We start from the raw sequence: 23,162 nt of genomic DNA on the forward strand, positions 1-23,162 counted from the left end.
GACGGGTCCGGTCAGGAGCGCTTGGCGAAGGCCGCGCCCTCGGGGTTGCGGGACTTCAGGACCAGGTAGGCGACGCCCAGGAGCAGACCCCAGACCGGCGCGCAGTAGAGGGAGACGCGGGCGCCCTCGTCGATGCCCATCATCACGACGACCATGACGATGAAGGCGAGCGCGAACCAGCTGGTGTACGGGGCTCCCGGAGCCTTGAAGGCGGACTGCGGGAGTTCGCCGCGGTTCGCCTTGGCGCGGTAGCGGATCTGGCAGACCAGGATCATGATCCAGGCCCACATGCCGGAGATGGTGGCGAAGGAGACCACGTACTCGAAGGCCTTGCCGGGGGCGACGTAGTTGATCCAGACGCCGACCAGCATGAGCGCGGCGGAGAAGGTGGTGCCGAGCAGCGGGGTGCCGCTCTTCGTCAGCTTGGTGAAGACCTTCGGGCCCTGGCCGTTGAGCGCGAGGTCGCGCAGCATGCGGCCGGTGGAGTACATGCCCGAGTTGCAGGACGACAGGGCCGCGGTGAGGACCACGAAGTTGACGATGGCGGCGCCGACGCCGAGGCCCATCTTCTCGAAGGCGGCGACGAACGGGGAGACGCCCGGCTGGAACTCGGTCCACGGGACGACCGACAGGATCATGATCAGGGCGCCGACGTAGAAGACGGCGATGCGCCACGGCACGGTGTTGATGGCCTTGGGCAGGACGGTCTTCGGGTCCTTGGACTCGCCCGCGGTGACGCCGACCAGTTCGACGGCGAGGAAGGCGAACATCACGATCTGGAGCGTCATCAGGGTGCTGCCGACGCCGTTGGGGAAGAAGCCGCCCTGGTTCCACAGGTGGGCGACCGTGGCGGTGTCGCCGGCGTCGGAGAAGCCGACGGTGAGGATGCCGGCGCAGATCAGGATCATGCCGATGATGGCCGTGACCTTGACCATGGAGAACCAGAACTCCAGCTCGCCGAAGAGCTTCACGGAGATCAGGTTGGCGCCGTAGAGGATCACGGTGAAGACGAGGGCGGAGATCCACTGCGGGATGTCCCACCAGTACGTCATGTAGGTGGCCGCGGCGGTGACCTCGGTGATTCCGGTGACGACCCAGAAGAGCCAGTACGTCCAGCCGGTCACGAAGCCGGCGAAGGGGCCGACGAACTCCCGGGCGTACTCCGAGAAGGAGCCGGAGACCGGGCGGTACATGAGGAGCTCGCCCAGGGCGCGCATGATGAAGAAGATGACCAGGCCCGCGATCGCGTAGGCCAGGATGAGGCTGGGTCCGGCCTTGTGGATGGCCTTGCCCGCGCCGAGGAAGAGACCGGTGCCGATGGCACCGCCGATCGCGATCATCTGGATCTGCCGGGCGCCGAGGCCACGCTGGTAGCCCTCGCCGCCGCCCACGGCCCCGTCGGTGCCGTCGTGCTGCTTGTCGACCTGCACAGAGGTCATGGTGGTGCGCCTTTCTCCATGCTGATCCGCGCGACTGCGTGTGCGTCTGCCGCGGACCAGATCCTGATCCCCCCGGATGTGGATGGAGTGCCACCGGCGGTCAGCCGGTCGGAGCGCCCTCGGGGACAGGGGTGGCGTCCCCGAGCGGTCGTGAAGATTTATCACGGTGGGGACGGTGATCGAGGGAGTGGAGCGTGGCGCGGGTCACATAAAAATACGGACGCCGTACGCACAACACGGCAAAGCGGACGCTCCGATAACACATTCGTTATCCGGATTTGAGCGTCCGCTGAGCGAACAGGGCGTGTCGCGGGGACCTCAGGAGGACAGCAGGGCCTCCACGAGGGACTCCTGGAGGGCTCCCAGCCAGAGGTACGCCATGACCATCGGCTTGCGCGGGTCGGAGTCCGGCAGCCGGTAGAGCCGCTCGCTCTCCTCGTCGTCGGAGATCTCCAGGCGGGTCCCGATGGTCAGCCGGAGGTCGTTGAGCGCGCCGAGCCAGGCCCGGGACCCGTCCGCGGTGAGCTTGAGGACCGCGCCGCCCTCCCCGGCCGCCTCGGCGGAGAGGGAGTCCAGGGCGCGCACCACCACGAGGGCGTCCTCGCGCTTGCGGGTGCGCAGGTCGTTCTCGGTGTAGCGGCGGAAGTCGGAGGCGGCCGACCGCAGTTCCTCGGTGTCGTCCCCGTACGCGTCGGGGAAGAGGCGCCGCAGGGCGGGGTCGGACGGGGGCTCGCTGGGCCCTTCGGCGAAGAGCGCGGCCAGCGGGTCCGCGTCGGCGGCGGGCTCGTCGCCCGGTCCGATCAGCTCCATGAGCTGCACGGCCAGGGAGCGGAGGATGGAGATCTCGACGTCGTCGAGGGCGACGGCCGCGCCGCCGCCGGCCAGGGCCTCGAAGCGGCCGGCCATCAGCCGCGGTCCTGGGTGAGGGTCGCCCAGAGGCCGTAGCCGTGCATCGCCTGCACGTCCCGCTCCATCTCCTCGCGGGTGCCGCTGGAGACCACCGCGCGGCCCTTGTGGTGCACGTCGAGCATCAGCTTGTGCGCCTTGTCCTTGGAATAGCCGAAGTACGACTGGAAGACGTACTCCACATAGCTCATCAGATTGACCGGATCGTTGTGCACGAGGGTCACCCACGGCACGTCCGGTTCGACGACCGCGGAGACCTCCTCGGCCGATTCCGTACGTTCGATCTCAATAGGCGCGACGCTCACTCCCCCCATGCTGCCACCCCGGGGGGTCCCTCGCACAAACGGGTCGCGCCTCGGGGGCGGGCGCGGAACCGGCGCGGGACAGGCGGCGGACCGGCGGCGGAGCGGCGGCGGAGTTAGAAATCGTCACTCTGACGATTTCTGCGCTAGCATCGTCGGCATGAACGCTGCGGACCTTGGGCTGCCGGTGGACGTGCCGTCGACCGCGCTCTTCACCGATCAGTACGAGCTGACCATGCTCCGGGCGGCCCTCGCCGCCGGGACCGCCGACCGGCGCTCCGTCTTCGAGGTCTTCACCCGGAGGCTGCCCGAGGGGCGGCGCTACGGCGTCCTCGCGGGCGTCGGGCGGGTCCTGGACGCCGTCGAGAACTTCCGTTTCGACCCGGCCGTCCTGGAGTTCCTGCGCGAGCGCTCCGTCGTCGACGGGCCGACCCTGGAGTGGCTGTCCCGCTACCGCTTCTCCGGGGACGTCTGGGGATACCCCGAGGGCGAGGTGTACTTCCCCGGCTCCCCGCTCCTGCGGGTCGAGGGCTCCTTCGCGGAGTGCGTGCTCCTGGAGACCGTGATCCTGTCGATCCTCAACCACGACTCGGCCATCGCGGCCGCCGCCTCCCGGATGTCGGCCGTCGCCGGCGGGCGGGGCCTGATCGAGATGGGCGCCCGGCGCACCCACGAGCTGGCGGCCGTCGCCGCCTCCCGTGCCGCCTACGTCGGCGGCTTCGACTCCACCTCGGACCTGGCGGCCGGCTTCCGCTACGGCATCCCGACCGTCGGCACCTCCGCCCACGCCTTCACCCTGCTCCACGACAGCGAGAAGGACGCCTTCCGGGCCCAGGTGGAGACCCTGGGGCGCGGTACGACCCTGCTGGTCGACACCTACGACGTGGCCGAGGCCGTCCGGACCGCCGTCGAGGTGGCCGGTCCCGAGCTGGGGGCCGTCCGGATCGACTCCGGGGACCTGCTGCTCGTCGCCCACCGGGTGCGGGCGCAGCTGGACGAGCTGGGCGCCCGGAACACGCGGATCGTCGTCACCTCGGACCTGGACGAGTACGCCATCGCCTCCCTCGCGGCGGCCCCGGTCGACGCGTACGGGGTGGGCACGCAGCTGGTCACCGGCAGCGGCCACCCGACCTGCTCCATGGTCTACAAGCTGGTCGCGCGGGCCGCGTCGGCCGATCCGAAGGCGCCCCTGGTGCCGGTGGCCAAGAAGTCCGTGGGCGGCAAGGCCTCGATCGGCGGGCGCAAGTGGGCGGCCCGCAGGACCGACGCGACCGGTGTCGCCGAGGCGGAGGTCGTGGGCCTCGGACCCGTCCCGCCGGAGCTCGCCGACCGGCAGCTCCTGGTTCGACTGGTCGAGGGCGGGCAGGTGGTGGGACGCGAGCCGCTGGAGGCCGCGAGGTCCCGGCACATCGCGGCCCGCGCCGGGCTGCCGATGTCGGCGGTCCAGCTGTCGCGCGGCGAGCCGGTGCTGCCGACCGAGTACGTCTGACGCCCGCGCGTCCGGCCCGTACGCCTACACAGGACGGCGTAGCCGCCGTAGTGGCCCGGGGCGCCCCCTCCCGCGCGGGAGGGGAAGTCTCTAGGCTCGATCCCACCCCTCCGACCCCCGAAGGACACCCGCCATGCACCGCGCATTGATCGTTGTGGACGTTCAGAACGACTTCTGCGAGGGCGGCAGCCTCGCGGTGAGGGGCGGGGCGGACGTCGCCGCCGCCATCACCGACCTGGTCGGCCAGACGGCGGGCACCTCCTACCGGCACGTCGTGGCCACCCGCGACCACCACGTGGACCCGGGGTCGCACTTCGCCGCGCCCGGCGAGGAGCCGGACTACGTCACCTCCTGGCCCGTGCACTGCGTGGCGGGCACGGAGGGCGTCGGCTTCCACCCCAACTTCGCGCCCGCCGTCGCCAGCGGGGCGATCGACGCCGTCTTCGACAAGGGCGCCTACGACGCCGCGTACAGCGGGTTCGAGGGGCGCGACGAGAACGGCCTGACGCTGGCGGAGTGGCTGCGCGAGCGGGAGGTCACCGAGGTCGACGTGGTGGGCATCGCCACCGACCACTGCGTCCGGGCGACGGCCCTGGACGCGGCCCGGGAGGGCTTCCGCACCCATGTGCTGCTCGACCTGACGGCGGGCGTGGCGGAGGCGACGACGGAGCGGGCCCTGGAGGAGCTGCGGGCGGCGTGCGTGGAGCTGACCGGCAAGCCGGTGGTCTGAGGCCCTTCAGGCGGCGCGGCCCCGGGGCAGGGAGCGGGCCGGGTGCCAGAGCTCCTGGGCGGCGCCCGGGGTGGACTTCCACAGCAGGCCGTCGGGGTGGTGCAGGACGGCGGTGACCTCGTCCGGCGTGGGCGGCTCGGTGTTCCCCCGGAGGTAGACCGCGCGCAGTCCCAGGTTCCGCAGCCGGGTCAGGGCGCGGGCCCGGTTCGCCGCGTGGACCAGGAAGCGGACCGTGGCGCCGTCGCCGGCCGGGCTGGGCAGCCCTATGGCCACGACCACGCTGCCTCCCGGCAGCTTGCAGAACCCTCCGTTGGGCATGCGGAACCACTCCCCCGTGGTCGGTGTCAATAGGAAAAGCGTCAGACGCACCTAAACACGATCGGCCGCCGCCCGCTAGAGGGCGACGGCCGATCATGCTTTGACCTGCGGTTTTACCGATTACTTCGTGGACGGACCCACGCGGACCGTGATCGTCTCGCCGTTCTTCGGCTCCTTGACGACCTCGATCTTGGTGTTGGTGTCAGTTACCTGGACACCGGCGCGCTCGGTCTCCTTGTACCAGTAGGTGCCCTTCCGGTCGTCGAAGACCGGGTTGCCCTTGAGCGACGGCACGAAGGTCGCGACGTCCGCGTTGTGGAGCTGCAGGGCGTCGGTCTTGTAGGTGCCGAAGGTGGAGTCGTACGCCTGGACGCGGTTGCGCATCAGGGTGCCGTTCTTCCACTTCAGCGGGGTCGGGTGGGCGTCGACCGGAAGGATCAGACCCTGGCCCGGGTGGACCGCGGTGTTGTTGTCCTTCTGGGAGAGGTCCCACTTCCAGACGAGCAGACCGTTCTGGTACGGGTAGTGCTCGACCCAGGTGGCCTTGTCGCCGGTGAACCCGAAGTTGTACGGGCCGACCTTCAGGGTCGTGTCGTACGAGACGTACTGGCGGTTCTCGGCGATGTAGTACTGCTCGTACGCCTTGGTGAAGCCCTTGCCGACGCGGGAGAAGCCCTTGGCGGCCCAGCCGTTGTCACCGTTCTCGACGTTGTCGGAGAGGACGGCGGCACCGTCGGCGGTCACGGTGATGGCGTCGGCGGTGAAGCCCTTGCCGCCCGCGCCGCCGTCCGTCTGGTAGCGGAAGCGGAGGTCGAACTTCTTGCCCGCGTACGCGTTCAGGTCGTAGACCAGCTTCTTGTGGCCGCCGGAGACGTCGGTCAGCGCCGGGGCGCCGCTGGCGTCGCGCGGGATCTGCTTGCCGTCGGCGGTGCCGTCCAGGGCGGTCCAGTTGGAACCGCCGTCGGTCGAGACCTCGGCGTACAGGTAGTCGTAGTCGAGCTCAATGTCGTACCAGCCCTGGAGCTCCAGGGAGGCGGACGTCCTGCCGGTGAGGTCGACCGAGCGGGTCAGGGTGTTCTTGAGGTCGTCACCCATGCCGCTCCACCACTGCGTGTTGCCCTCGGCGGGCGCGACGATCTCGGTGGTGACCTGCTTCTTCGGCAGCTCGACGACGAGCGCCTGCGGGTTCTTGGTGTTGTACTCGGCGACGCCCAGCTTGTGGGTGGAGTTCCACTTGCGGGCCTCGTCGGCGACCTTGGTGTAGTTCAGCCAGCCGAGCTGGAGCTTGTCCCAGGCGTTCATGTCGCCGGGCAGGTCGCCGATGGCGTCCTTGCCGCGGCCGAGCCAGGAGCCGGAGGACATGAGCGACCAGAAGCCGGTCGAGTTCTCGGCGCCCTTGAGGCCCGAGGTGTCGTACAGGTCCGGCAGACCGAGGTCGTGGCCGTACTCGTGCGCGAAGACGCCGAGGCCGCCGTTCTCCGGCTGCATCGTGTAGTCGCCGACCCAGATGCCGGAGTCGCCGATCTGCGTGCCGCCGGCCTTGTTGTTCGCCGGGCCGGTCTTGCCGGCGTTGGTGCCGTACGCGTACCAGCGGTGGGCCCACAGGGCGTCGCTCTTCTGGACGCCGCCGCCCGCCGACTCGTCCTCGCCCGCGTGGACGATCTGGAAGTGGTCGATGTAGCCGTCGGCCTCGTTGAAGTTGCCGTCGCCGTCGAAGTCGTACCGGTCCCACTGGTCGTACTGCGCCAGGTCGGCCTTGATCTGGGCGTCGGTGCGGCCCTTGGCCTTCTGGTCGGCGGTCCACGCGGTGACACCGTCGCGGACGGCGTCCCAGACGTTGGCGCAGTTGCTGTTGCCGCAGTAGTTCGAGCCGTAACGGGCCTCGTTGTACTCGACCTTGACCCAGTCGGAGACTCCGCCGTCGACCGAGTAGCGGCCGGAGGAGGTCTTCTCGTAGTAGGTCTTCAGCGAGTGCTTGGGCTGGCCCTTGGCGTCCTTGCCGGTCCCGAAGTACAGGTCCTGGAAGTGCTCCTGGTCGTAGTCCGCCTGCCAGGCCGTGGAGTTGTCGTTCTTGCGGTTCGGCTTGGCTATCTGGTTGTGCAGCGGGCCGGGCGTGCCGCCGTACTTCGGCTTCGGGTCGGTCGTGTCGTCGTCCGCGCGGTCGACCAGGGTGGTGTTGTCCACCTTGTCGCCGAACTCGACGAGGATCGTGAAGATCTTGTCGGTCTTCTCGCGGCCCAGCTCGACGTACTTCTTGCTGTCGAGCTTGACGACCTGGGAGCCACCGCGGCGCTCGACCTTCTTCTTGCCGCTCAGCACCTGCTCCAGGGCGGCCTTGCGCTGCTGCTCCTGCTGCTCGCTGAAGGGGCCCTCGAGGTCGTGGTCGACCGCCGTCTTGTCGATGCCGACGCCGGGCGCGCCGGGCGCCGGGTCGTGGCGGACGTCGGCCGGCGTGACGTTGCCGTCGTTGCCGGCCCACGCGGTGGTGAACGTCGAGGCGGTGGCGGCGGTGGCCGCGAGCGCCACGACGACTGCGGACGTTCTGATCGCCCGTCGTCTGTTGGTCACTTGATGTAGTCCTCCCCGGCGCCCGCCCCGACGGACCGAAGGTGGGGTGTCCGTCCAGCGGGTCGCGCGTCACAAGTGACGACATTCGACCGGAGTGAGGCCGGAAAAGACAGACCTTGACTTGCGCACACCAACTGCACTATGCGGGAGCGGATTTCCGGTAATCGGACGGCCGGTGGGCGCGTCGTGAAGGATTTTTGACGATCACATGACCCCGTGCGCCCCTTGTGCACCGACGGCGGCGGAGACCGCGCTTACCCCTCGTTCCGTGCGGGCATCGACCGTCGTAGAGTCGAACCGTTGTCTTGAGGGGCGGGTACTCGTCATGCAGCGTCCGAACGCCGCACAGCTCACCTGTGGTTCGGCCACCGTCGTCCTCGCGACCGTCGGCCTGCTGCTGCTCTCCGGCACGACGACGACCCCCGGCATCGCCGCGGCCTGTGCCGTCGGACTGCTGCTCGGCGTCCTCGTGGCGGTGACGATGCCGGTGCGGACGGGGTCCGTCAAGACCCCGGTGCCGACTCCTTCCGCCTCCGGGGACGAAGCGGTCCGGGTGCCGGCCGCGCGCGTGGGCGGGAGGGCCGGGACCCGGACCGGTTCGTGACGCCGGTGGTGCGGGGTCCTACTGCGGGACGGAGACCACCACCGTCTTCGCCGCCTTGTCGTGCAGACCCTGCTTGTACGGCTTGTCGACCAGGATCAGGATCAGCAGGAGCAGCGGCCACAGGCAGGCGCAGCAGATCAGCGCGGGCAGCCACAGCACGACGGCGCGCAGCAGCGACTGGCTCATCGGGGGCGTCGAGCCGTCGTTGAGCATCGCGACCCGCAGCTTCATGAGCTTCTTGCCGAGGGTCCGGCCGTTCCTGGCCGTCAGGACCGTGTCGTAGGCGACGTACGCGACGATCGTGATGAGCTGGAAGACCAGCTGGCCCCCGCCGTTGAAGCTGCTGACCGCGTCGCCGAAGTCGTCGTCGGCCGTCACCCGGTCGTAGATCTTGAACGGGATGCCGATGATCAGGAGCGGCACCGCGACGATCACCCAGTCGATGAGCCGGGCGAGGATGCGCCGCCCCGAGTCGGCGAGCGGCGGCATCCCGGCGAGCGGATCGGTCCCGCCGTAACCACCGCCGTAGCCGCCTCCGTACGGGGGCGGGGGCGCGTTGTCGTACGGGGAGCCGCCCCCGCCGCCGTACGGGGAGCCGTACGGGTTCCCGGGAGGCGGGCCGCCCGGGGGCGGGCCACCGGGAGGCGGCTGGCCGCCGGCGGGCGGCGGGGGCTCCTGGGGCCCCTTGCGGAACGGGTCCTCGTCGGGCGGCGGACCGGGCGGCGGCTGGTCGGTGCTCATGGGGGCAGTGCATCCCGGGCGGGACGCCCCCGCAAGGAATCACCGCCCGTTCGGGGGACCCGGTGTCCGGCCCGCTCCCCGCCCGGTCAGCGCGCCACGAAGGTGCGGGCGGCCTTGTCGTGCCAGCACTGGCGCCAGGGGCGGTCGAAGAGGCACCACAGGACGTTGAGCACGCCGACGGCCAGGAGCCACAGGACGCCGTGGACCAGCCAGCGCTTCAGGGCCCCGCCGAACGTCGGCGGCTCGTGCGCCTCGATGTCCCGCACCTGGATCCCGCAGAGCTTCTTGCCGAGGGTGCGGCCCCACTTGGCGGTCGGCAGCACCTCGTACAGGATCCCGACGACGATCAGCGCGGCGAGCGCGATGCCGAACTGGACGGAGGTCGTCGAGTCCACCAGCCAGACCTGGACGGTGGTGCCGGACCGGCGAGCCGCCTCGATCTTGCCCTCGATGTGGTCGAGCGCGGCGGTCACGAAGGGGAGGGCGGCGGCGCCGACGAGGGCGCCCGCGACGACCGAGTCGATCAGGCGGGCGACCAGGCGCCTGCCGAGCCCGGCGGGGCGCGCGGAGGCCTGCGCGCGGGCCGCCTGGAGGAACGGGTCCTCGACCGGCGGCTTCCAGGGGACGACCGGCTGCTGGGACTGTTCCTGGGGTGGGGACTGGGGCTGAGGCTGGGGGTGTGCCTGGGGTTGGGGTTGAGACTGCGGCTGGGGCTGGGCCTGCGGCTGGACCCAGGAGGGGGTGGGGGCGGGTGCGGGGTCCGGGGCCGGCTGGGGCGCGGGCGCCGGGGCGGGGGTGGGGATCGGCGTGACGGGCATGCCGCCGAGGCGCGCCGCTCCCCCGGTCGGGCGGGGGTCCGCCGACCGCGCCGGAGCGGGGGCTCGGGCCGGGGCGGGCGCCTGGGCCTGCGCCCGGGGCTGGGCTTCGGCCTGCTCGTCCGCGCCCGCGACCGGCCACTCCACCGGGGTTCGCGGGTCGGGGGTCCGGGACGCGCCCCAGGAGATCTCCCGGTCGCGGTCGCCGCCGGAGCCGGCCTGCCGGGAGCCGTCCGCCCGCCAGGTTGGGGCGGACTCCGCCGGGGCCGGGTCCTCGTCGAGGAAGACGGGCCCGGTCTCCTCCACGGTGGGTACGGGGGCGGGGGCGGACGCCCGGACGGGAGCCGGGGCCTCCGGCCGGGCCTGCGCCGCCACGGGGGCGGGGGCCGGCGCGGGCGCCTGGGCGGGCACGTGCGCGGGCGCCTGGGACCGGGGCTGCGCCGGGGTCCGTTCCGGGGCCTGCGCCTGGGCCGGTACGGAGGCGGCGGGCCGCTCGGGGGCGGCCTGTGGCGCGGGGGCGGGGCCGGGGGCCAGGATCGGGCCGGCCGGGGCCGCGGCGGCGGGCGGCCGGGACGGGGCGTCGCCGTCCGAGGGGGCGGGCCGGCTCGTGCCGGGGACCCACGCGCCCCCGTTCCAGTACCGGATGTATCCGGGAATGGACGGGTCCGGGTAGTACCCCGCCTGCGGTACCTCGCCGCCGCCTCCAGGAGGAGTAGCCACTGCCCCGACTCCGTTCAGTCACAACGCCCTTGATCCGCACGGCAGCGCGCCGGGCGTGCCGCGCCCAGGGATGACAGTAACGAAGAACCCCGCCGAGGGATGAAAGAGCCGACGAGAAAGGCCGCCTTCGGGCGACACTCCACGGAATTGGTCACTCCACGTGATGTTCGGGCCGATGCCTTTCTTTCGCTCGTCCAGAGGAGCATGCCCGGGACCACCCCGGGCACACGGGACCGGAAAAACTTCCCGAAAAAATCTTCCCGAAGTCGCGTAATGAGTCGCGGGCACCCCGCTCTCTCCTGGTGAAGGCCCGCCCGGGGCCGTCCGTGAGAAGGAGTACGACCATGCAGAACACCGACAACACCACCGTCGAGCGCGAGCTGGAGCTGAAGCTGGTGCTCTCCCCCGAGCGCGCCGTCCCGGTGCCCGCGCGGCTCGCCTACCTGACCGACGACCCGTACGCCGTCCACGTCACCTTCCACGTCGGCACGGACCACCCGGTCCACTGGACCTTCGCGCGCGAACTGCTCGTGGAGGGCGTCTTCCGGGCCTGCGGCCACGGGGACGTCCGCGTCTGGCCCACCAAGGTCGACGGCCGCGGCGTCCTCCTGATGGCGCTCTCCTCCCCCGACGGCGACGCCCTGCTCGAAGCCCCGTCCGCGCAGGTGTCCGCCTGGCTGGAGCGGACCCTGCGCGCGGTGCCGCCGGGCACCGAGTCGGAGCGGCTCGGCATCGACGACGGGCTCGCCGAGCTGCTCGCGGCCACCGTGTCCGCCGACGACCCGTGGCTGCGCGACCCGTGGCCGTCGGACGAGTCGCGGGACGAGGAGCGCTGAATCCGCCGCGGGGTGCCCGTGCGACGTCAGAAGAGCTTTCCGGGGCGCCGGGAGGGCTTCCCGGAGTGTCAGAAGAGCTTTCCGGGGTTGAGGAGCCCGAGGGGGTCGAAGGTCGCCTTGATCCCGCGCTGGAGCTCCAGGCCGACCGGCCCCAACTCGCGCGCCAGCCACTCCTTCTTGAGGACGCCGACGCCGTGCTCGCCGGTGATCGTGCCGCCGAGGGCGAGCCCGAGCGCCATGATCTCGTCGAAGGACTCGCGGGCCCTGCGCGACTCGTCCTCGTCGGTGTGGTCGAAGCAGACGACGGGATGGGTGTTGCCGTCGCCCGCGTGCGCGCAGACGCCGATGGTCAGGCCGTACCTCTCCGCGACGGCCGCCGTGCCGTCGAGCATCTCGGCGAGCCGGGTGCGGGGCACGCACACGTCGTCGATCATCGTCGCGGGCTTGATCGTCTCCAGGGCGGTGAGGGAGAGCCGGCGGGCCTGGAGGAGGAGTTCGGACTCGGCGGCGTCGGCGGCCGGGACGACCTCGGTGGCGCCCGCCGCCGCGCACAGCTCGCCGACGGCGGCCAGGTCGGCGGCCGGGTCGGGGGTGTCGAAGGCGCACAGGAGGAGCGCCTCGGTGGTGTCGGGCAGACCCATGCGCGCCAGCTCGTTGACGGCCCGGACGGTCGTACGGTCCATCAGTTCGAGGAGCGAGGGGGTGTGGCCGCGCTCCATGATCGCGCAGACGGCGGCGCAGGCGGCCGCGGCCGAGGGGAACTCGGCGGCGAGCGCGAGCTGCGCCGGGGGCTGCGGCTTGAGGGCGAGGACGGCCTTCACGACGACGCCGAGGCTGCCCTCGGAGCCGACGAAGAGCCGGGTCAGGTCGTATCCGGCGACGCCCTTGGCGGTGCGGCGGCCGGTGGTCAGGAGCCGTCCGTCGGCGAGGACGACGTCGAGGCCGAGGACGTACTCGGCGGTGACCCCGTACTTGACGCAGCACAGGCCGCCGGAGGCGGTGCCGATGTTGCCGCCGATGGTGCACGTCTCCCAGCTGGACGGGTCCGGCGGGTAGTACAGGCCCCGTGCGGCGACGGCCCGGGACAGGACGGCGTTGACCACGCCCGGTTCGACGACGGCGATCCGGTCGACGGGGTCGATCTCCAGGATGCGGTCCATCTTGACCAGGGAGAGCACGATGCAGTCGTCGGAGGCGTTGGCGCCGCCGGACAGACCGGTGCGGGCGCCCTGCGGGACGACGGGGACGCGGAGTTCGGTCGCGGTGCGCATGACGTGCCGCACCTGTTCCACGGTGCGCGGGAGCACGACGGCCGCGGGGGTGCCGGCCGTGCAGAAGCCCGCCATGTCGTGGGCGTAGGAGGCCGTCACGTCCGGGTCGGTGAGCAGGGCCTCGGCGGGCAGTCCGGCGAGCAGGCGCTCGTGGAGCCGTGACCGGAGGTCGTCCTTCTGCGGCGTCTGGAGATCGTCCATGCGTCCAGCGTGGCACCCGGGGCCATCGGTGTGAACCCGCCGGAGCGGGCGCTTCGCGTGCTCTCCGTACGGGCGGGGCCGGGAGCACAGTGAGTGCCGTGAAGAGCCAGAACGTGTCGAGGACGGTCCTCGCCGCCGGCGCGGGCGCGGTGCTCGCGGCGACGGCGCTGCTGTACGCCCCGGAGTTCCTCGGCCGGGGGGCGCCGCACCCGCCGGGACCGGCGGAGCGGGCGGTGATCGCGGCCCACGCGGGCGCGCAGGCGGCGCTGCCGGACCTGGCCGCGCTGATCGCGGACCGGGAGGAGTGGCTGCGCGCCCATCCGGACGACGGGAAGTCCTGGGCGGACCTCGGCGCGGCGTACGTGGAGCGCGGGACGCGGCTCGGGGACGCACGGGACCATCCGCGGGCCGAGGAGGCGCTGCGCCGCTCCCTCGCCGCGCGTCCGGCCGCGCGCGGCAACACGGCCGCGCAGCTGGGCCTGGGGGCCCTCGCGGGGGCGCGGGGCGACTGGCGGGCCGCCCGGAAGTGGGGCGAGCGGGTGCGGAAGGCGGAGCCGGGGCACTGGCCGGTGTACCCGGTCCTGATCGACGCGTACAACGGCCTCGGCGACTACGGGGCGGCGCGCGCGGCGATGGAGAAGCTGGAGGAGCTGCACGCGGGCGCGGTGGTACGCGCGCGTGCCGCGCAGACGTACCGCGACCGGGGCTGGCGCGAGGACGCCGACGCGGCGGCCCTGGACGCGGTGGCGCTCGCGGAGGCGGACGCTGAGAGGGCGGCGGCCCTGGGGCGGCTCGGGGACCTGGCGTGGGAGCGGGGCGAGCCGGAGGAGGCCCTGAAGCGGCACGGGGCGGCGCTGCGGCTCGTACGGGACCACGGGCCCTCGCTCGCGGGCCGGGCGCGGGCGCTCGCGGCCCTGGGGCGCACGGACGGGGCGGTACGGGACTGGCGGGCGGCCCTGGCCCGGCTGCCGCTGCCGGAGTACGCCCTGGAGGCGGGCGAGCTGTACGAGTCGCTGGGCCTGGACGCGGAGGCGCGGGCCCTGTACGAGCGGCTGCGGACGGGCACCTGGGCGCGGGCGGTGGTCCCCCTGGGGCTGCTCGACGCGGACCACGGCGATCCGGCGGCGGCGGTCGCCCGGCTGCGTGCGGAGTGGGCGCGCGGGCACCGCTCGGTGGGGGTGGCGGACGCGCTGGGGTGGGCGCTGTTCCGGTCGGGGCGGGCGCGGGAGGCCCTGGAGTACGCGAGGCGGGCCACGGACGAGGGGCTGCGGAGCGCCCTCTTCTCGTACCACCGGGGCGAGATCGAGCGGGCGCTGGACCTCCGGGGCCCGGCCCGCCGCCGCCTGGCGGAGGCCCTGCGGATCAATCCCGCCTTCTCGCCGCTGCACGCCCCGAGGGCGGAGGCGGCGCTCGCGGCACTCGGGGAGCCGCCGGACGAACTGCCGGAGGGGGTGGGGCGGGAGGGGTCCGCGCGTACGGAGAAGACGGCGGACGCGGAGAAGGGGACGGGCCCGGAGAAGACTGCCGCGGGTCCGGGCACGCACGCGTAGGCGGGCTCCGGACGGGCCGCGGGTCCGGGCGCACGCGTAGGCGCGGTCCGAGTGGCCTGCGGATTCGGGCACGCGCGCGTAGGCGCGGTCCGGACGGCCCGGGGAGCCGGGTACGCGCGCGTGCGGTCAGGTGCGCGCGCGTACCCGGCCGTCCTTGAAGGGTGGCGTCCCGGGCGGGCCCCGTGTCCCGCCGGAACGCCTGGGCCGGGCGCCGGGCCGGTGGGTGGCCGGGCCCGGGCCGGCCCGGTCGGTGGCGCGGGGAGGGGGTCCGGGGTGCTGCCCCGGACCCCCTCCCCGCGCGCGCGTGGCGGCTCCTAGAGGTTGCCGCGCTTCTCCTGCTCGCGCTCGATCGCCTCGAAGAGGGCCTTGAAGTTGCCCTTGCCGAAGCCCATGGAGCCGTGGCGCTCGATCATCTCGAAGAAGACGGTCGGGCGGTCCTGGACCGGCTTGGTGAAGATCTGGAGCAGGTAGCCGTCCTCGTCGCGGTCGACGAGGATCTTCAGCTCGCGCAGGATCTCGACCGGCACCCGGGTCTCGCCGGCCCACTCGCCGAGGGTGTCGTAGTACGAGTCGGGGGTGTCGAGGAACTGGACGCCGGCGGCCCGCATCGAGCGCACGGTGGAGACGATGTCGTTGGTGGCGAGCGCGATGTGCTGGACGCCCGCGCCGCCGTAGAACTCCAGGTACTCGTCGATCTGCGACTTCTTCTTCGCGATCGCGGGCTCGTTGATCGGGAACTTCACCTTGAGGGTGCCGTCCGCGACGACCTTCGACATGAGCGCCGAGTACTCGGTCGCGATGTCGTCGCCCACGAACTCCTTCATGTTCGTGAAGCCCATGACCTTGTTGTAGAAGCCGACCCAGTCGTTCATCTTCCCGAGCTCGACGTTGCCGACGCAGTGGTCGATGGCCTGGAAGGTGCGCTTGGCCGGGGGCTCGACGATCGGGTTCGCGGGGACGAAGCCGGGGAGGTACGGGCCGCTGTAGCCGGAGCGCTCGACGAGGGTGTGGCGGGTCTTGCCGTAGGTGGCGACGGCGGCGAGGACGACCTTGCCGTGCTCGTCCTCGACCTCGTACGGCTCGGCGACGCCGGTGGCGCCGTGCTCGACGGCGTACGCGTAGGCGGCGCGGGCGTCCGGGACCTCGATCGCCAGGTCGACGACGCCGTCGCCGTGCTCGGCGACGTGCTCGGCGAGGAAGCGGCCCCGGTCGGTGGAGGCCTTGATGACGGAGGTGAACACGAAGCGCGCGGCGCCGTTGGTGAGGACGTAGCTCGCCGTCTCGCGGCTGCCGTTCTCCGGTCCGGAGTAGGCGACCAGCTTCATGCCGAAGGCGGTGGAGTAGTAGTGGGCGGCCTGCTTGGCGTTGCCGACGGCGAAGACGACCGCGTCCATTCCCTTCACGGGGAAGGGATCGGCCTGCCGCGCCGTGGAGGGGGTGTGGTGAATGGTCTCAGTCATGGCAGCAATGTCCCGCCGTTCGGCAAGGTGCGCAAGAGTTTGCTGACTCGCTGGTCAATCTGTACAGCGACAGGCCAGGATGGTCGGGCGACTTGTACATGCTGACCACGGAGGAGCCGCTGTGGCGATCGATCATCTGGACGGGCGGCTGATCGGGCTGCTCGCGCGCGAGCCGCGCATAGGGGTCCTGGAGGCGTCCCGGCGCCTCGGGGTGGCACGGGGGACGGTGCAGGCGCGGCTCGACCGGCTCCAGGCGTCGGGGGTGATCAGGGGATTCGGGCCGGAGGTGGACCCGGCGGCGCTCGGCTATCCGGTGACGGCCTTCGCGACCCTGGAGATCAAGCAGGGGCAGGGCGCGGACGTGCGGGGGCACCTGGCGACGGTGCCGGAGGTCCTGGAGCTGCACACGACCACGGGCCACGGGGACATGCTCTGCCGGCTCGTGGCCCGCTCGAACGCGGACCTCCAGCGGGTCATCGACAAGGTGGTGGGGTTCGAGGGGATCGTGCGGGCGTCGACGGCGATCGTGATGGAGAACCCGGTGCCGCTGCGGATCATCCCGCTGGTGGAGCAGGCGGCGAGCGGGGAGCCGCTGACGTAGGACACGGCCTCCGGGCCCGGGGGCCCGGCACCCGCCTCGGCACCCGGGACGACCGGGACCGGAAGGGGCCGGGCGCGGCCGGCACGAGCGACTTCACGCCGCGGCTGCCGCTCCTGCGGGGATCAGCAGGACGGAACCTTCGACTCCTGCCCCTGTTCCAGGGCCCTGAGGGACGCCACCGCGTCGCCGAGGGCGGTGACGGGGACGAGCCGCATGCCCTTCGGCAGCTCGGCCTCCGCGTCCGAGCACTCCGCCTTCGGCACGAGGAAGACGGTGGCGCCGTCCCGGGCGGCGGCCTGCGTCTTGAGGGAGACCCCGCCGACGGCGCCGACCTTACCGTCGGGCGCGATCGTGCCCGTACCGGCGACGGTCCGGCCGCCGGTGAGGTCGCCGCCGTCCCCGTCGCCGTCGAGCTTGTCGACGATGCCGAGGGAGAAGAGGAGCCCGGCGCTGGGGCCGCCGACGTCGGCGAGGTTCAGGGTCACCCTCACCTCCTCGGGGTCCTTCTTCAGATAGCCGAGGGCGGCGAGGGTGGCCGCGTCCTGCGACTGCTTCATCTGGCCCAGGTTGTGCTTCTCGATCTCCGCGTCCGACTTCCCCGAGGGGTAGACGGACCCCTTCGGCAGGACGGCCCGGTCGGTGCGGAACCAGGCGTCGGCCACGTCCTCGAAGCGGATGTCCGCGGACGGCCCGGTCGCCAGGATCGTCGTCATCCGCAGCTGCCCCTCGGTCTCCCGGACCGGGGCGCCGGTGATCGTGATGACCGGCTTCCCCTTGTCCTCGCCCAGCACGTCGGCGGTCGAACCGGGCTGCGCGATCGCGTACGGCAGCGGCGCGAGCCCGACGACGGCGAGGAGCGCGACGACGGGCAGCGCGCAGAGCGCGAGGGCACGGGGACGGGAGAGACGGGAGAGCACGCCCCCAATCTACTGGGACGGGTGGGGACGCGGGGCGGGGGGCGCGGGCGGATACGGGGGCCGGAGTCCGGACGAACCGGAGAGCGGTGGTTCCGGCGGGACCGGCCCGGAAGGCGGTACCGAGCGGGACGGCCCCGGCGACGGTACGGAGGCGCGGGCCGAAGCCCGTACAGGTGACGCGGGCCCCGGCCCGCACGGGCAGCACGGACCGCGCCCGCACGGGTGACACGGAGCGCCAAGGCCCGCAGGCCGGAGGCGGTCGCGACGGCCGGGGCCGGCCCCGTACGCGTACCCCCCCGCCCCCGCCCCGACGCGGCCGCCCCGCGCCCTAACGCAGCGCGTCCGCGACCTCTCGGGCCGCGTCCACCACCCTCGGGCCGACCCGCTCGGGGACGGCGTCGGCGAGCATGACGACGCCGACGCTGCCCTCGACGCCCGTCACGCCGACCAGCGGGGCGGCGGCGCCGCTCGCGCCGGCCTCCAGTTCGCCGTGGGTGAGGGTGTAGCCCGGTTCGGTCAGGCCGCCCTGGCGGGCGGCGAGGATCGCGCGGCCCGCCGCGCCCCGGTCCAGCGGGTGGCGGAAGCCGGCCCGGTAGGCGACGTGGTAGTCGGTCCAGGTCGGTTCGACGACCGCGACCGCGAGCGCCTCCGCCCCGTCGACCAGGGTGAGGTGGGCCGTCGCCCCTATGTCCTCGGCGAGCGAGCGCAGCGCGGGCAGCGCCGCCTCGCGCACCAGGGGGTGGACCTGGCGTCCGAGCCGCAGCACGCCGAGGCCGACGCGGGCCCGGCCGCCGAGGTCGCGGCGGACCAGGGCGTGCTGTTCGAGCGTGGCGAGCAGGCGGTAGACCACGGTCCGGTTGACGCCGAGTTTGTTGGACAACTCGGTGACCGTCAGGCCGTGGTCGGTGTCGGCGAGCAGTTTGAGGACTCTGAGTCCCCGGTCGAGCGTCTGGGAGGTCTCCGCGGTCACGACGCCCTCTCCTTCGGAGTGAGATGGAGGCGGGACTCTCACGGGGTTGCCTCGCCGGTCCCGCGGCGACGCACGTCAGAGGCCGCCGGCAGGAAGGGGTACACCGGCTGCGCTCCGCGGCGGCGCTGCCACGGGGCGAATGCTTTTGAGCCGGGACAGTAGCGACCCGCTCCGCTCAGCGGAAGACCTCGTCCAGAATCCGGGCGCCGGCGACCGTATGAAGACGGTTCGGGACCTTCGTCGGCCGGAGAGAGGACTTCGGACGACAAGAACGGCTATGTCGCGCTCGTAGCGTGGAAGTGGTTCCGGAAGCCGGCCGTGGGGGCCGGCACCGGTTCCGGTCCCGATTCACGACGGGACGGCCGAGGCCCGTACGCAGCGGTGCGTACGGGCCTCGGATCCCCCTCGGACGGGGGTCAGCGCATGCGGGTGGCCCACTCCTGGACCTTCTTGATCCGCTCGCGGATCTGCCCGGCGGTGGCCTCCGCGCTCGGCGGGCCGCCGCAGACCCGGCGCAGCTCGGTGTGGATGACGCCGTGCGGCTTGCCGCTCTGGTGCACGTACGCGCCGACCATCGTGTTGAGCTGCTTGCGCAGTTCGAGCAGCTCCTTGTGGGAAACGACGGGCCGCCGCTCGGCGGGCAGCTCCAGGAGGTCCGCCTCGGTGTCCGGCTTCTTGCGGCTGTGCGCGATCTGCCGGGCCTGGCGCTTCTGGAGGAGGAGCTGCACCTGGTCGGGTTCGAGGAGGCCGGGGATGCCGAGGTAGTCCTGCTCCTCCTCGCTGCCGGGGTGGGCCTGCATGCCGAACTCGGCGCTGTTGTAGAGGACGCGGTCGAAGACGGCGTCGGACTCCAGCGCCTCGAAGGGCAGCATGTCCTGCTCGCCGGTGTCCTCGTCCTGCTGCTTCTCGGCCTCCGCCATCTCCTTCTCGGACTCGGCGTACGGGTCCTCGTCCTCGCCCGCCTTCTTCGGCCGGTCGAGGGTGTGGTCGCGCTCGACCTCCATCTCGTTGGCGAAGCCGAGGAGGCTGGGGATCGTGGGAAGGAACACGGACGCGGTCTCGCCGCGCCTGCGCGAACGCACGAAGCGGCCGACGGCCTGGGCGAAGAAGAGCGGGGTGGAGATCGTCGTCGCGTACACGCCGACCGCGAGGCGGGGGACGTCGACGCCCTCGGACACCATGCGGACGGCGACCATCCAGCGGTCACCGCTCTCGCTGAACTCGTCGATGCGGTTCGAGGCGCCCGTGTCGTCGGAGAGGACGAGGGTGGGCCGGGTGCCGGTGATCTCGCGGATCAGCTTGGCGTACGCGCGGGCCGACTCCTGGTCGGAGGCGATGACGAGGCCGCCGGCGTCGGGGATGGACTTGCGGACCTCGGTGAGGCGCTGGTCGGCGGCGCGCAGCACGTTCGGCATCCAGTCGCCGCGCGGGTCGAGGGCGGTGCGCCAGGCCTGCGAGATCGCGTCCTTGGTCATCGGCTCCCCGAGGCGGGCGGCGATCTCGTCGCCGGCCTTGGTGCGCCAGCGCATGTTGCCGCTGTAGGAGAGGAAGATGACCGGCCGGACGACCCCGTCGCCGAGGGCGTTGCCGTAGCCGTACGTGTAGTCCGCGGAGGAGCGGCGGATGCCGTCGTTGCCCTCCTCGTACGTGACGAAGGGGATCGGGTTGGTGTCGGAGCGGAAGGGGGTGCCGGTGAGCGCGAGGCGGCGGGTGGCCGGCTCGAAGGCCTCCAGGCAGGCCTCGCCCCAGGACTTGGAGTCTCCGGCGTGGTGGATCTCGTCCAGGATGACGAGGGTCTTGCGCTGCTCGCAGCGGTTGCGGTGGAGCATGGGGCGGACGCCGACACCCGCGTAGGTGAGGGCGACGCCGTCGTACTCCTTGCTGAGCGGCCCGGCGCTGTACTCCGGGTCCAGCTTGATCCCTATGCGCGCGGCGGCCGCGGCCCACTGCTTCTTGAGGTGCTCGGTGGGCGCGATCACGGTGACCTGCTGCACGACGTGGTGGTGCAGCAGCCACGAGGCGAGGGTCAGCGCGAAGGTGGTCTTGCCGGCTCCGGGGGTGGCGACCGCGAGGAAGTCGCGGGGCTGCTCCTGGATGTACTTCTCCATCGCGCCCTGCTGCCAGGCGCGCAGCTTGCCGGCGGTGCCCCAGGGGGCGCGGCCGGGGAAGGCGGGAGAGAGGTGGTGTGAGGAGGGGGCGGTGGTAGTCACGATCTCCGGTTCGACGCTCGTCCAGATATGACAACCGGGCCACCTTACCGGCGGCCGGGCCCGGACCTCGTACCCGACGGGGGGACTGCCACCCCGGTGCGATTCACCTCACGTCGGGTCGGTGGTTCAGCGCGCGAACCGGGGCAGCTGCGCGGCGATCTCGGGGACGTCGAGGGCGCCCTGGCAGACGTCCAGGACGAACGCCTCCGCTTCGTCGACGTCGAAGGCCGAGTCCAGCGGGTGCCCGTTCATGTGGAGGAAGACCCAGGTCGCGTACCAGGCGATGCGCTTGTTCCCGTCCACGAGCGCGTGGTTGCGGGCGAGCGATTCCATGAGCGCCGCGGCCTTCTGCCAGACGTCCGGGTAGGCGTCCTGGCCGAACACGCTCGACTGCGGACGCGCCAGGGCGGAGTCGAGGAGGCCGTAGTCCCGCACTTCGTCCGCGCCGAGCCGCTGTGCGAGGTTCAGGAGCTCGGGAAGCCTGGGGCAGTACGTCACGCGAGCCTCCGGTTCAGCTCCTCACTGACCCTCAGCACGTGCTCGGCCGCCTCGTCGAAGAGGCGGGAGTGCTCGTTCACGGCCCGGATCACGGCGTCGTGCGCGAAGGACTGCATACTGCGCCCTTCCGCCTCGGCCCGCTCGCGCAGGGCGTCCAGCTCTTCCTCGGTGAACCTGACGTTGAGACCGGCCATGACGCCATGGTACCGCGCGGTACCACGTGGTGTCAGGGGGCTTTCGGGTCACCGGGCCGTCCCGGCGCCCCGTGCAGCCGCGTGGCCACCCACGCCCCCGCCGCCGCCACCCCCGCCATCGGCAGGAAGACCGCGGCGAAGGCGGCCGGGTGGGAGCCGGTGGCGGCGGCGGTGTGGGAGACGACCGCGTGGCCCACCGCGCCGCCGCCGAGGGCCGCGAAGGCCGCGCCGCCGGCCGCGAGGAGGAGGACGTTGGAGAGGCCGTCGGAGATCTGGAGGGCGGCCGAGTTGGAGCCCGCCTCCTCGGGGGCGGAGAGCTTCAGGAGGAGCACGCTCGTGGAGGAGATCACCGCGCCCATGCCGAGGCAGCCGAAGGCCCAGGCCACCGCGACGGTCCAGGCGGGCACGGCGGTGATCAGGACGCTCGGGGCCGTCGCGATCGCGAGGGCGACCAGGACCATCCCGAGGACGACGAGCCGCTCCCGGTACGGCTCCGTCCACGGCCGGGACTGGATCCAGGAGCCGAGCGCCCAGGTGAGGCCGCCGACGGCCAGGGAGAGACCGGCGAGGGTGGGGCTCAGGCCCCGCTGGGTGACCAGCATCAGGGGCACGAAGGACTCGGCGGCGATGAAGGACCCGGCGGCGATCCCGCGCAGCAGGACGACGGAGGGCAGGCCGCGGGCGGCCCGGTAGGTGCCGCGCGGCAGCAGCCCCCGTACGGCGGGCACGAGGAGCGCGGCGCCCGCGGCGGCGGGCAGCAGGGAGAGCCAGCGCAGTTCCTGCCCGGCGTACTGGAGGAGCCCGGCGCCCGCGGAGATGCCGAGCGCCAGCCGGATCCGGCGCCGGTCCCAGGGGGCGACGGGCGCCTCCGGGTCGGCGGGGCCGGAGGCGGTGCGGCGGATGGCGGGGAGGGCGAGGGCGAGCGGCAGGACGACGAGGACGGGGATGCCGACGAAGACCCAGCGCCAGCCGAGGTGCTCGGTGATGGTGCCGGAGGCGAGCGGCCCGACGACCGAGGGGACGACCCAGCTCGCGGCGAAGGCCGCCATGATCGCGGGCCTGAGGTGCTCGTCGTAGGCGCGGCTGACGACCACGTACAGGGCGACGATGACGAGGCCGCCGCCGAACCCCTGCACGGCCCGGCCGAGGACGAACATCCACATGGCGCCGGCGGTCCCGGAGAGGAGCAGCCCGGCGGCGAAGGCGGACATGCCGGCGGTGAGGGGCGCGAGCGGCCCCTTGCGATCGGACCACTGTCCGGCCAGGACCATGCCGAAGAGGCTGGTGGTGAAGTACGCGGAGAAGGCGAAGGCGTAGACGGACACGCCGTTCAGCTCGCGGGCGGCGACGGGCATGGCCGTGCCGACGGCGGTCGCCTCGAAGGCGATGAGCAGGACGACGGAGACGATGCCGATGCTGAGCGCCCGGTGGGCCGGATCGAGGACGGACCCCGGGCCGGCGGTCCGGTCGGCGCGGGGTCGGGTTCCGGGGCTCGGGGTGACGGCGGCGTCGGTGCCGGCGTCGCGGGGTTCGAGGGCGCTCATCCCCCCAGAGTAAGAGGTGTAGACCTGAATGACCCCTGTCGGAAGTCCGGTGATCGCTCGGCCCTCGGACCTACTCCGCACGGACGACCGCGAACGGATTGTTGCGGGCGTGTGGCAGTCGCGTGGCACGACCCCGCGAACCCTTGAGCACCCCCGGGCGGCCCCCTACGGTCGTACTCGTCGCCACCACACGACCGTGTGCCCGAGTGGTTCAGGGACTCGCCTGCAAAGCGAGTTACGCGGGTTCGATTCCCGCCACGGTCTCCACGCCCCTTCGA

Annotated in this window: 21 protein-coding genes and 1 tRNA gene; 7 read left to right on the forward strand and 15 right to left on the reverse strand. The window is 72.5% G+C overall.

The features are described 5' to 3' along the window. Positions 1–11 precede the first annotated feature (11 nt). The 3 genes from ACFY7E_RS08200 to clpS all read right to left on the reverse strand — a co-directional run bounded on the left by ACFY7E_RS08200 (position 12) and on the right by clpS (position 2,659). Positions 12–1,439: an amino acid permease gene (locus ACFY7E_RS08200; RefSeq protein ID WP_389482030.1), complete on the reverse strand. Its 1,428-nt coding sequence runs from the start codon at positions 1,437–1,439 to the stop codon at positions 12–14. A gap of 318 nt (positions 1,440–1,757) precedes the next feature. Then, positions 1,758–2,345 (reverse strand): DUF2017 domain-containing protein, encoded by a 588-nt coding sequence (locus ACFY7E_RS08205; protein ID WP_389482032.1) that lies wholly within the window; start codon positions 2,343–2,345, stop codon positions 1,758–1,760. After that, positions 2,345–2,659: an ATP-dependent Clp protease adapter ClpS gene (gene clpS, locus ACFY7E_RS08210; RefSeq protein WP_383433558.1), complete on the reverse strand. Its 315-nt coding sequence runs from the start codon at positions 2,657–2,659 to the stop codon at positions 2,345–2,347. The genes ACFY7E_RS08205 and clpS overlap by 1 nt, the downstream gene beginning before the upstream one ends. A gap of 148 nt (positions 2,660–2,807) precedes the next feature. Between clpS and ACFY7E_RS08215 the strand changes: the two genes are divergently transcribed. After that, complete coding sequence (locus ACFY7E_RS08215; protein ID WP_389482036.1) at positions 2,808–4,136, forward strand: nicotinate phosphoribosyltransferase; 1,329 nt, start codon at positions 2,808–2,810, stop codon at positions 4,134–4,136. Between the two features lie 133 nt (positions 4,137–4,269). Next, on the forward strand, positions 4,270–4,866 hold the full coding sequence (locus tag ACFY7E_RS08220) for an isochorismatase family protein (RefSeq protein ID WP_389482038.1): 597 nt from the start codon (positions 4,270–4,272) through the stop codon (positions 4,864–4,866). Positions 4,867–4,872: 6 nt separating this feature from the next. On the opposite strand, the gene ACFY7E_RS08225 is transcribed toward ACFY7E_RS08220, so the two are convergent. Continuing rightward, on the reverse strand, positions 4,873–5,184 hold the full coding sequence (locus ACFY7E_RS08225; protein WP_030210065.1) for a hypothetical protein: 312 nt from the start codon (positions 5,182–5,184) through the stop codon (positions 4,873–4,875). A gap of 120 nt (positions 5,185–5,304) precedes the next feature. Then, positions 5,305–7,752 carry an immune inhibitor A domain-containing protein gene (locus tag ACFY7E_RS08230; protein ID WP_389482041.1) on the reverse strand — a complete coding sequence of 816 codons (2,448 nt, stop codon included), beginning with the start codon at positions 7,750–7,752 and terminating at the stop codon, positions 5,305–5,307. Positions 7,753–8,077: 325 nt separating this feature from the next. Between ACFY7E_RS08230 and ACFY7E_RS08235 the strand changes: the two genes are divergently transcribed. Then, positions 8,078–8,356 carry a hypothetical protein gene (locus ACFY7E_RS08235; RefSeq protein ID WP_383433570.1) on the forward strand — a complete coding sequence of 93 codons (279 nt, stop codon included), beginning with the start codon at positions 8,078–8,080 and terminating at the stop codon, positions 8,354–8,356. Positions 8,357–8,374: 18 nt separating this feature from the next. Here ACFY7E_RS08235 and ACFY7E_RS08240 read toward each other — a convergent pair whose 3' ends face one another. Together ACFY7E_RS08240 and ACFY7E_RS08245 are read right to left on the reverse strand one after the other, a co-directional pair. Further along, entirely contained in the window at positions 8,375–9,097 is a 723-nt protein-coding gene (locus tag ACFY7E_RS08240) for an RDD family protein (RefSeq protein WP_389482043.1), read from the reverse strand. An 86-nt stretch (positions 9,098–9,183) separates the two neighbouring features. After that, entirely contained in the window at positions 9,184–10,632 is a 1,449-nt protein-coding gene (locus ACFY7E_RS08245; RefSeq protein ID WP_389482045.1) for an RDD family protein, read from the reverse strand. 344 nt (positions 10,633–10,976) lie between these two features. Between ACFY7E_RS08245 and ACFY7E_RS08250 the strand changes: the two genes are divergently transcribed. Continuing rightward, complete coding sequence (locus tag ACFY7E_RS08250) at positions 10,977–11,468, forward strand: SsgA family sporulation/cell division regulator (protein ID WP_389482047.1); 492 nt, start codon at positions 10,977–10,979, stop codon at positions 11,466–11,468. Positions 11,469–11,536: 68 nt separating this feature from the next. Here ACFY7E_RS08250 and ACFY7E_RS08255 read toward each other — a convergent pair whose 3' ends face one another. Then, a complete protein-coding gene (locus ACFY7E_RS08255) occupies positions 11,537–12,940 on the reverse strand; it encodes an FAD-binding oxidoreductase (RefSeq protein WP_389482048.1) in 1,404 nt (467 codons plus the stop codon). A gap of 98 nt (positions 12,941–13,038) precedes the next feature. Here ACFY7E_RS08255 and ACFY7E_RS08260 point away from each other — a divergent pair, with 98 nt between their 5' ends. Beyond that, on the forward strand, positions 13,039–14,490 hold the full coding sequence (locus tag ACFY7E_RS08260; RefSeq protein ID WP_389482051.1) for a hypothetical protein: 1,452 nt from the start codon (positions 13,039–13,041) through the stop codon (positions 14,488–14,490). 314 nt (positions 14,491–14,804) lie between these two features. Here the strand turns inward: ACFY7E_RS08260 and hppD are convergent, their stop codons facing one another. Continuing rightward, positions 14,805–15,950 (reverse strand): 4-hydroxyphenylpyruvate dioxygenase, encoded by a 1,146-nt coding sequence (gene hppD, locus ACFY7E_RS08265; protein WP_389482053.1) that lies wholly within the window; start codon positions 15,948–15,950, stop codon positions 14,805–14,807. Between the two features lie 121 nt (positions 15,951–16,071). On the opposite strand from hppD, the gene ACFY7E_RS08270 reads away from it, so the two are divergent. Beyond that, the gene (locus ACFY7E_RS08270) at positions 16,072–16,551 is read left to right on the forward strand and encodes an Lrp/AsnC family transcriptional regulator (protein WP_389482055.1); all 480 of its coding nucleotides are present in this window, start codon (positions 16,072–16,074) and stop codon (positions 16,549–16,551) included. Between the two features lie 122 nt (positions 16,552–16,673). Here the strand turns inward: ACFY7E_RS08270 and ACFY7E_RS08275 are convergent, their stop codons facing one another. The 6 genes from ACFY7E_RS08275 to ACFY7E_RS08300 all read right to left on the reverse strand — a co-directional run bounded on the left by ACFY7E_RS08275 (position 16,674) and on the right by ACFY7E_RS08300 (position 22,884). Then, positions 16,674–17,468: a S16 family serine protease gene (locus tag ACFY7E_RS08275; protein ID WP_389482057.1), complete on the reverse strand. Its 795-nt coding sequence runs from the start codon at positions 17,466–17,468 to the stop codon at positions 16,674–16,676. A 328-nt stretch (positions 17,469–17,796) separates the two neighbouring features. Next, the gene (locus ACFY7E_RS08280; RefSeq protein ID WP_053648453.1) at positions 17,797–18,438 is read right to left on the reverse strand and encodes an IclR family transcriptional regulator; all 642 of its coding nucleotides are present in this window, start codon (positions 18,436–18,438) and stop codon (positions 17,797–17,799) included. 416 nt (positions 18,439–18,854) lie between these two features. Next, positions 18,855–20,651 (reverse strand): DEAD/DEAH box helicase, encoded by a 1,797-nt coding sequence (locus ACFY7E_RS08285; RefSeq protein ID WP_389482244.1) that lies wholly within the window; start codon positions 20,649–20,651, stop codon positions 18,855–18,857. Between the two features lie 123 nt (positions 20,652–20,774). Continuing rightward, positions 20,775–21,146: a type II toxin-antitoxin system death-on-curing family toxin gene (locus tag ACFY7E_RS08290; protein ID WP_389482062.1), complete on the reverse strand. Its 372-nt coding sequence runs from the start codon at positions 21,144–21,146 to the stop codon at positions 20,775–20,777. Beyond that, positions 21,143–21,340 (reverse strand): Arc family DNA-binding protein, encoded by a 198-nt coding sequence (locus ACFY7E_RS08295; RefSeq protein ID WP_389482066.1) that lies wholly within the window; start codon positions 21,338–21,340, stop codon positions 21,143–21,145. The genes ACFY7E_RS08290 and ACFY7E_RS08295 overlap by 4 nt, the downstream gene beginning before the upstream one ends. A gap of 32 nt (positions 21,341–21,372) precedes the next feature. After that, entirely contained in the window at positions 21,373–22,884 is a 1,512-nt protein-coding gene (locus ACFY7E_RS08300; RefSeq protein ID WP_389482068.1) for an MFS transporter, read from the reverse strand. 192 nt (positions 22,885–23,076) lie between these two features. On the opposite strand from ACFY7E_RS08300, the gene ACFY7E_RS08305 reads away from it, so the two are divergent. Then, positions 23,077–23,151: transfer RNA gene (locus tag ACFY7E_RS08305), tRNA-Cys, on the forward strand. Positions 23,152–23,162 lie beyond the last annotated feature (11 nt).

Source organism: Streptomyces sp. NPDC012825 (assembly GCF_042900925.1).
Taxonomy (GTDB): Bacteria; Actinomycetota; Actinomycetes; order Streptomycetales; family Streptomycetaceae; genus Streptomyces.